This is a genomic window from Actinosynnema sp. NPDC004786 (assembly GCF_053601135.1).
The window spans coordinates 1-10,400 of the sequence record NZ_JBSGBG010000093.1 but is presented as its reverse complement, the minus strand read 5'-3'; the positions used below and the strand labels follow the sequence as shown (position 1 = coordinate 10,400).

At 74.9% G+C, this 10,400-nt stretch carries 1 protein-coding gene; it reads right to left on the bottom strand.

The genetic code is table 11. The features are described from left to right. On the bottom strand, window positions 1-10,400 hold a 10,400-nt coding region (locus tag ACWEFJ_RS38775; protein WP_449716857.1), incomplete at both ends, for an SDR family NAD(P)-dependent oxidoreductase.

Sequence of the window (10,400 nt, the reverse complement as noted above, 5' to 3'; positions counted from 1 at the left end):
TCGAACGCCTCCCACGCCGTCTCCAACAGCACCCGCTGCTGCGGGTCCATCGCCAACGCCTCACGCGGCGAGATCCCGAAGAACCCCGCGTCGAACTCCGCCGCGTCCCGCAGGAAACCGCCCGATCGCGTGTAGCTGGTGCCGGGCGCGCCCGTCGGGTCGTACAGCCGATCCAGGTCCCAGCCCCGGTCGGTCGGGAAGTCGCCGATCGCGTCCACACCCTCCGCGACCAACCGCCACAGGTCCGCCGCCGAACCCACCCCACCGGGGAACCGGCACCCCATGCCGACCACCACGACCGGGTCGTCGGTGACCGCCGCGGCGACCGGTGCGACCACCGGGCGTTCCCGGCCGAGCAGGAGCCCGCGCAGGTGGTCCGCGAGCGCGGCGGGGGTCGGGTGGTCGAACGTCAGCGTGGCGGGCAGCTTCACGCCCAGCGCGGACGCGAGCCGGTTGCGCAGTTCCACCGCCGTCAACGAGTCGAACCCGAGGTCCTTGAACGCCCGCCGCGCGGCCACGCCGTCCGAGCGGCCGAGCACCACGGCGGTGTGCGTGCCGACCAGGTCGAGCACCACGGCGTGCTGCTCGGCCTCGGGCAGCGACGCGAGCCGGTGCGCCAGGTCGGTGTCGGAGGTCCGGCGGGTTCGCCGGGTCAACCCGCGCAGCGACGGCGCGGTCAGGTCGAGCCGGGCGGGCACCAGGACGGGCGCGCCGTCGGTCAGGGCCGCGTCGAGCAACGCCAACGCGTGCTCGGTCGTCATCGGCACGACCCCGGACCGCGCCAGCCGCCGCCGGTCGGCGTCGGTGAGGTGACCGGTCAGGCCGCTGGCCTGCGCCCACTGGCCCCACGCCAGCGACACGGCGGGCAGGCCCAGCGCGTGCCGGTGGGCGGCCAGGGCGTCGAGGAAGGCGTTGGCGGCGGCGTAGTTGGCCTGGCCCGCGCCGCCGAGCACGCCGGCCGCCGACGAGAACAGCACGAACGCCTTCAGGTCGCGGGTCAGCTCGTGCAGGTGCCAGGCGGCGTCCACCTTCGGCCGCAGCACGTCGCGCAGGCGTCCCGGGGTCAGCGACGTCACCACGCCGTCGTCCAGCACGCCGGCCGCGTGCACCACGGCGCACAGGTCCGGGATGGTCGCGAGCACGGCGGCGAGCGCGTCGCGGTCGGTCACGTCGCACGCGACGACCGACACGTCCGCGCCCTCGACCTCCACCTCGCCGCCGCGCCGGCCGAGCAGCACCAGCCGCCGCACGCCGTGCCGGGCCACCAGGTGCCGGGCCACGAGCACGCCCAGCGTGCCGGTGCCGCCGGTGATCAGCACGGTGCCGTCGAGGTCGAGCGATCGGCGTCCACCGGGCCCGCGGTCGAGCCGGGGCGCGAGCACCGCGTCACCGCGGACCGCCACCTGGAACTCGTCGGCGGGCACCCGCACCTCGCCGTCGTGGTCCACGTCGACCAGCGCGAACCGGCCCGGGTGCTCGGCCTCCGCCGCCCGCACCAGGCCCCACGCGGTCGCCGCGGCCAGGTCGGTCACCGCGTCCGGCCCGGCCGCGCCACGCGTGACGATCGCGAGCCGGCCGTCGTCGGACGTGCGCAGGAACTCCTGGACGACCGCCAGCGTCTCGGCCGCCACGGCGTGCGCGGCCGTCACCGGGTCGGCTCCCGGCGGGCCGGCCACGCGGTGCACGGCCGCGTCGGACGACGACGGCGTGACGGGCACCCAGTCGAGCCGGAACACGCGGTGGTCGCGGTCGCGGAAGTCGGCGGTCATCGGCCGGACGGTCAGCGCGTCCACCACGGCCACGGGCTCGCCGGTGGGCGCGGCGAGCAGCACCCGGTAGGTGTCGGGACCGGTCGGGGTCAGCCGGACCCGTGCGGCCGACACCCCGGTCCGCAGCACGGCGACCCCGGCGAACGAGAACGGCAACCGGCCCGCCGCGACCAGCGTGAGCGGCTGCAACGCGGCGTCCAGCAGCGCGGGGTGCAGGTCGAACCCGTCCCTGGGGTCCAGGGCGACCTCGGCGTAGAGGTCCGCGCCGTGCCGCCACACCGCCCGCACGCCCTCGAACGCCGGACCGTACTCGTAGCCGTGGGCGGCGAGGTCGTCGTAGAAGCCCGTGAGGTCCACCGGTTCCACGTCCGCGGGCCAGGTCGGGTCGGGGACGTCCGGGAGCGCCGCCCCGAGCGAGCCGGTGGCGTGCCGCACCCAGTCGCCGTCGACCCGGGAGTGGATCGTGACCGCGTTCGCCGCGTCGACCACGACCTGGACGAGCACGGAGTCCTGCCCGGACAGCACCATCGGCGCTTCCAGCAGCAGTTCGTCCACCACGGGCCGGCCGACCTGGTCGCCCGCGCGCCGGGCCAGCTCCAGGAAGCCGGTGCCCGGCAGCAGCACGGACCCGTGGACGGCGTGGTCGGCCAGCCACGGGTGGGTGGCCGTGCCGAGCCGCCCGGTGAGCACCACCTGCCCCCCGGCGAGTTCCACCGCCGCGCCGAGCAGCGGGTGGTCGGTCGGGTCGAGACCGGCCGAGGTCACGTCCGCGGACCCCCGGACCGGGGTCAGCCAGTAACGCTCGTGCTGGAACGGGTAGGTCGGCACGTCCACGTGCGGGGCGGCCGGCACGGGCCAGTCGACGTCCACCCCGGCGACGAAGAGGCGCGCGGCGGCGGCGGTGAAGTCACCCTGCTCGCGGCGCAGGGTGCCGACGGCCACGCCGTCCAGCGCCGGCACGAGCACGGGATGGGGGCTGACCTCCACGAACACGTCGTGCCCGGTCGCCGTCAACGCCGCCACCGCGCGGTCGAACCGGACGGGTTCCCGCAGGTTGCGGTACCAGTAGGCCGCGTCCGCCGCCTCGACCAGCCCATCGGTCACCGTCGAGTGGAACGGCACCCGGGCCAGCGACGGCGTGATGTCGGCGAGATCGGCCAACAACCGCTCCCGCACCGCCTCCACCTGCGCCGAGTGCGCCGCGTAGTCCACCGGCAGGACGCGGGCGCGGACGCCGTCGGCGTCACAGGCGGCCACCAGCTCGGCGATCGCGGCCGGTTCGCCGGACACGACCACGGAATCGGCCGCGTTGACGACGGCGACCGAGAGCCGGTCACCCCACCGGGACAGCAACTCGGCGTCCGGCGGCAACGACACCGACACCATCCCGCCCGCACCGGAGATCGCGACCAGGGCCCGGCTGCGCAACGCCACCACCTTGGCGGCGTCCTCCAGCGAGAGCGCGCCGGCCACATGCGCCGCCGCGATCTCACCCTGGGAATGACCCACCACGGCGTCCGGCTCGACACCGTAGGACCGCCACAACGCGGCCAACGACACCATCATCGCGAACAGCGCGGGCTGGACCACGTCCACCCGGTCCAATGACCCGCCACTCAGGACTTCCACCAACGACCAGTCCACGTGCGGCGCAAGAGCACGCTCACACGCGTCAACGGCATCCCGGAACACCGGCTCCCGCGCGTACAGCTCCCGGCCCATCCCGACCCACTGCGGCCCCTGACCCGGGAACACGAACACCGACTTCCCCGACGCCGATGCCGTGCCCGTCACCAGGCCGGGGTGCTCGCGGCCCTCGGCCAGCGCACTCAACGCCCCGGGCTCCAGCACCACCGCGCGGTGGTCGAAACGCGCCCGACCGGCCAGCACCCGGGCCACCGCGGCACGGTCCGGGTCGGCGGCCCGCGCCAGGCGTCGGGCCTGGTCGCGCACCGCGCCCCGGGTCTTGCCCGTGATCACCCACGGCACCGCCTCGGCGGGTCCGACCGGCTCGGGGTCGGCCGGCGGCGCCTGCTCGATGATCACGTGGGCGTTCGTGCCGCTGACCCCGAACGACGACACCCCGGCGCGACGCGGGCGGCCGGTCTCCGGCCACGGCACCGCCTCGGTCAGCAGCCGGACGTCCCCCGCGGCCCAGTCCACGTGCGGTGTCGGCTCGTCCACGTGCAGCGTCCTGGGCAGGTGGCCGTGGCGCAGGGCCATCACCGTCTTGATCACACCGGCGACACCCGCCGCCGCCTGCGTGTGACCGATGTTCGACTTCACCGACCCCAACCACAACGGCTCCGAACGATCCTGGCCGTACGTCGCCAACAACGCCTGCGCCTCGATCGGATCACCCAACGTCGTACCCGTGCCGTGCGCCTCCACCACGTCCACATCGGACGGCGTCAGACCGGCGTTCGCCAACGCCTGACGAATCACCCGCTCCTGCGACGGACCATTAGGCGCGGTCAACCCGTTCGACGCACCGTCCTGGTTCACCGCCGAGCCGGCCAGCACCGCCAACACCCGGTGGCCGTTGCGGCGCGCGTCCGACAGGCGCTCCAGCAGCACCAGACCCGCGCCCTCGCCCCAGCTCGTGCCGTCCGCGGACGCCGAGAACGGCTTGCACCGGCCGTCCGGCGCGAGACCGCGCTGCCGGGAGAACTCGGTGAAGCCCAACGGGTTCACGATCACCGTGACGCCGCCCGCCAGCGCCAGGTCGCACTCGCCCGCCCGCAGGGCCTGCGCCGCGAGGTGCATCGCCACCAGCGACGACGAGCAGGCGGAGTCCACCGACACGGCCTGGCCGCGCAGCCCGAGCAGGTAGGCGACGCGCCCGGACGTGACGCTGGGCGAGATGCCGGTCGCCAGGTAGCCCTCCGCGTCACGCGGCGCCTGCTCGACCACACCCCCGTACCCCGAGGACCACAGGCCGGTGAAGACGCCGGTCCGGCTGCCGCGCAACGACGTCGGGTCGATGCCCGCGTGCTCGATGGTCTCCCACGCCGTCTCCAACAGCACCCGCTGCTGCGGGTCCATGGCCAACGCCTCGCGCGGCGAGATGCCGAAGAAGTCCGCGTCGAACCCGGCCGGGTCCGCGAGGAACCCGCCCGAGCGGGTGTAACTCGTGCCGGGGTGATCCGGGTCCGGGTGGTACAGGCGCTCCAGGTCCCAACCCCGGTCGGCCGGGAAGTCGCCGATGGCGTCCACGCCGTCCACCACCACCCGCCAGAGGTCGTCGGGCGAGGAAACCCCACCCGGCAACCGACACCCCATGCCCACGATCACGACCGGGTCGTCGTCCACGACCTTCGTCACCGGCACGACCGTCTCCGGACGCGTGCCCGTCAGCTCCCGGTCCAGGTGCTCGGCCAGTTCGGCGGGGGTCGGGTGGTCGAACACGAGGGTGGCGGGCAGGCGCAGGCCGGTGGCGGTGCCGAGGCGGTTGCGCAGCTCCACGGCGGTGAGCGAGTCGAACCCGAGGTCGCGGAAGGCCAGCCGGGGTTTCACCGCGGTGGCGTCGGGGTGCCCGAGCACGGCCGCGGTGTGGGTGACGACGAGCGCCAGCAGGTCGGTCCCGGGCGCGGCGGGCGGCGGGAGCGCGCGGGCCGGCCGGGTGGTCAGGCGCGCGGTCGTCACCGCCGGGTGGCCGGCGGCCAGGGCCGCGTCGAACAGGCCCAACGCCTGGTCGGTCGTCATCGGCGCGATGCCCGCGCGGGCGAAGCGCTCCTTGTCGGTCGCGGTGAGGTGCGCGGTCATCCCGCTCGCCTCGGCCCAGTGGCCCCACGCCATCGACACGGCGGGCAGGCCGAGCGCGTGCCGGTGCGCGGCGAGGGCGTCGAGGTAGGAGTTGGCCGCCGCGTAGTTGGCCTGCCCGGCGTTGCCGAGCACGCCGGCGGCGGCCGAGAACAGCACGAACGCGTCGAGGTCGCCCGTCAGCTCGTGCAGGTGCCACGCGCCGTCCACCTTGGGCCGCAGCACGCGGTCCACCTGCTCGGCGGTGAGCCCTTGGACCACCGCGTCGTCCAGCACGCCGGCCGCGTGCACCACCGCCGTCAGATCCGGGATCGACGCCACCAACTCCGCGACCCGACCACGATCCGACACGTCACACGCGACCACACGCACGTCCGCGTCCAACTCCGGCGGCACACCACCGCTGCGACCCACCAACACCAACCGCCGCACCCCGTGCCGGACGACCAGGTGGCGCGCCAGCGCACGGCCCAGCGTGCCCGTCCCGCCGGTGATCAACACCGTGCCGTCGCCGAGGTGCGGCACGGTGAGCACCAGCTTGCCGACGTGCCGCGCCTGGCTCATGAGCCGGAACACGTCCACCGCGCGCCGGACGTCGTGGGTGGCGATCGGCGGCAACCGGAACACGCCGGCGTCGAGCAGGTCCAGCACGTCGGCCAGCACGTCGCCGAGGTGCACCGGGTCGGCGTCGTTGAGGTCGAACGCCCGGTAGTCGACGCCCTCGGGCGCGCGGACGTCCGTCTTGCCCATCTCCACGAACCGGCCGCCGGGCGCGAGCAGGCGCAACGACGCGTCGGTGAACTCGCCCGCGAGGGAGTTGAGCACCACGTCCACCGCCGGGAACCGCTGCTCGAACTCCAGCGTGCGCGACGACGCGATGTGGTCGTCGGCCACCCCGAGCGCCCGCACCGCGTCCCACTTGCCGGGGCTCGCCGTGGCGAACACCTCCGCGCCCAGGTGGCGGGCCAGCTGGATCGCGGCCATGCCGACCCCGCCCGCGCCGGAGTGGATCAGCACGCGGTCGTCCCGCCGGACGCGACCCAGGTCCACCAGGCCGTGCCAGGCGGTCAGGAACGCCACGGGCACGGCCGCGGCCCGCGGGAACGACCAGCCGTCCGGGATCGGCGCGAGCAGCCGGTGGTCGGCGACCGCGCGCGGCCCGAACGTGCCCGACGCGAGCCCGACGACCCGGTCGCCCACCCGCCACCGGGTGACACCCGGCCCGACCTCCAGCACCGTGCCGGCCGCCTCGCCGCCCAGCGACGCCCGCTCCGGGTACATGCCCACCGCGACGAGCACGTCGCGGAAGTTCACGCCCGCCGCACGCACCGCGAGCCGCACCTGCCCCGGCTCCAGCGGCGACTCCGGCACGTCGGCGAACGCCAGGTCGTCCAGGCTGCCCGTGCCCGACTCGACCAACCGCCACGAACCGTCGAGCGACGACGGCCGCCCGGCGAAGGGCACCTGCCGGGGCACGAGCACCGCGCCGCCGCGGATCGCCACCTCAGCCTCGTCGCCCGCCACGGCGGCCGCGCCCGCCGCCTGGTCGACGGTGGCGTCCCCGTCCAGCTCCACGGACACGAGCCGGCCGGGGTGCTCGGCGGCGGCGCTGCGGACCAGGCCGCGCACCGCTGCTCCCGCCGCGTCGCCCGTCCGGGTCGGCACGGCCAGCCGCGCCCCGTCGTCCGAGGCGAGGAACTCCTGCACCAGCGCCAGCGCCCGCAGTGTGAGGGCGTGCACGGACCCGGCGTCCGGTGTCCCGGTGAGCAGGGGCGCGACGCGGACCGGCACCGGGGCGGCCTCCGCCAGCGGCGTCCACCCGGTGCGCAGGAGGGTGGTCGCGGGTTCGCCAGCGGGCCGGACGGTGAGCGTGTCGATCGTCGCCACCGGCGCGCCGGACTCGTCGGTCACCGTGACCGCGTAGGCGTCCTCTCCCTTGCGGGTCAGGTGGACGCGGGCCGTCGAGACGCCCGTGGCGTGCACGGCGACGCCCGCGAAGGAGAACGGGAGGCGGACCCGGTCGTCCGGGTGCAGCAGGACCACCGGCTGGAGCGCGGCGTCCAGCAGTGCCGGGTGCAGGCCGAACCTCGCGCCGTCCGGCACCCGCACCTCGGCGAACGCCTCGTCCTCGCCGCGCCACAACGCCCCGACCCCGCGGAACGCCGGGCCGTACCCGTAGCCGAGGTCGGCGAGGTAGTCGTAGAAGCCGTCCGGGTCGACCGGTTCGCCTTCGGGCCGCCACGCGGGGGTGGTGGCGGCGTGGTCGCGGTCCAGCGTGCCGGACGCGTGGCGGACCCAGTCGCCCTCGACCTTGGAGTGCACGGTGACGGGTCGGCGGCCGGCGTCGTCCGGCGCGCCCACGGACACCTGGACGTGCGCCGGGCGTTCGGTGAGGGTCAGCGGCACGTGCAGCACCAGGTCGGCGACGACCGGGCACCCCGTCGCACGTCCCGCCTCGGCCGCCAGCTCCAGGAACGCCGTGCCGGGCAGCAGCACGGTGCCGTTCACGGCGTGGTCGGCCAACCACGGGTGCGTGCGGGTCGACAGGCGTCCGGTCACCAGCGCGCCCTGGCCGTCCGGCAGCTCCACGGACCCGTCCAGCAGCGGATGGCCCGACGCCGGCTCGGCCGCGGTCGGCCTGAGCCAGTAGCGGGTCCGCTGGAACGGGTAGGTGGGCAGGGCGAGCCGGCCCGACGACCGCGCGGGCAGCGGGAACCCGTGCACGGCGAGGGTGGCCGGGGCGCGCCGGAAGTCGCCCTGGTCGCGGCGCAGCGTGCCGGTCGCGAGCGTGACGTCGAGCGCGGGCACCAGCACCGGGTGCGGGCTGACCTCCACGAACACGTCGTGCCCGGATGCCGTCAACGCCGCCACCGCGCGGTCGAACCGGACGGGTTCACGCAGGTTGCGGTACCAGTAGGCGGCATCGACGGTCTCGACCAGGTGGCCGGTCACGGTCGAGTGGAACGGCACCCGGGCCGGCGACGGCGTGATGTCGGCGAGGTCGGCCAGCAGCCGGTCCCGGATCGCCTCCACCTGCGCCGAGTGCGCCGCGTAATCCACCGGGATGCGGCGGGCGTTGATCCCCTCCCGCTCGCACAACTCCGCCAACTCGTCCAGTGCCCCGGGCTCGCCGGAGACCACGACCGTGGACGGCGAGTTGACGACCGCCACCGTCAGCCGATCACCCCACCGGGACAACAACTCCGCGTCCGGCGGGAGGTTCACCGAGACCATGCCGCCCGCATCGGAGATCGCAACCAGGGCCTTGCTCCGCAGGGCCACCACCTTCGCGGCGTCCTCCAACGACAACGCCCCGGCCACATGCGCCGCCGCGATCTCACCCTGGGAATGACCCACCACGGCGTCCGGCTCGACACCGCAAGACCGCCACAACGCCGCCAAACCGATCATCATGGCGAACAACGCCGGCTGCACCACATCCACGCGCTCCAGCGACCCACCACTCAGGACCTCGACCAACGACCAGTCCACGTGCGGCGCAAGAGCACGCTCACAAGCGTCGATCGCCTCACGGAACACCGGCTCGTGGGCATACAGCTCGCGGCCCATACCCACCCACTGCGCACCCTGCCCCGGGAACACGAACACCGACTTGCCGAGTGCGGAAGCCGATCCCGTCACCAGGTCGGGGTGCTCGCGCCCCTCCGCCAGCGCACCCAACGCCTCGGGTTCGAGCACCACCGCGCGGTGGTCGAAGCGCGCGCGGCCGGCCAACGCCCGGCCGATCCCGGCCGCCTCGCCGGGGTGCGCGGCGAGGAAGTCCCGCAGCCGTCGTGCCTGGTCACGCAACGCCTCCGGGGTCTTGGCCGACAGCAGCCACAGCGGCTCGGGTCCGTCCACCGACGGGTTGGCGTCGGGGGCCTGCTCGATGACGGCGTGCGCGTTCGTCCCGCTGATGCCGAACGCCGACACCGCCGCCCGCCGGGGCCGGTCGCCTTCCGGCCACGGCACGGCGTCGGTCAGCAGCCGGACGTTCCCGGCGGCCCAGTCCACGTGCGGGGTGGGCTCGTCCACGTGCAGCGTCTTCGGCAGCACGCCGTGCCGCAACGCCATCACCGTCTTGATCACACCGGCCGCGCCGGCGGCGGCCTGGGTGTGGCCGATGTTCGACTTCACCGACCCCAACCACAACGGCTCCGAACGGTCCTGCCCGTACGTCGCCAACAACGCCTGCGCCTCGATCGGATCACCCAACGTCGTACCCGTGCCGTGGGCCTCCACCGCGTCCACATCGGACGGTGTCAGACCGGCGTTCGCCAACGCCTGACGGATCACCCGCTCCTGCGACGGACCATTAGGCGCGGTCAACCCGTTCGACGCGCCGTCCTGGTTCACGGCGGTTCCGCGTACGACGGCCAGCACGTGGTGGCCGTTGCGGCGCGCGTCGGACAGGCGCTCCAGCAGCAGCAGACCCGCGCCCTCGGCCCAGCCCGCGCCGTCGGCCCCGGCCGCGAACGACTTGCTGCGGCCGTCCGGCGCGCTCGCGCCCTGCCGCGACATCTCGGTGAACAACGACGGCGTGGCGTTGACCGTGACGCCGCCGGCCAGCGCCAGGTCGCACTCGCCCGACCGCAGCGCCTGCGCCGCGAGGTGCAGCGCCACCAGGGACGACGAACACCCGGTGTCCAACGACAACGCCGGCCCGACGAGGCCGAGCAGGTACGCGAGCCGACCCGAGCCGATGCTGGTCGCGGTGCCGGTGACCTGGTAGCCCTCCAGGTCGTCGGGCACCGACCCGACGGCGTACCCGGTGGACCAGATGCCGGTGAACACGCCGGTCCGACTGCCGTGCAACGACGTCGGGTCGATCCCGCCGTGCTCGAACGCCTCCCACGCCGTCTCCAACAG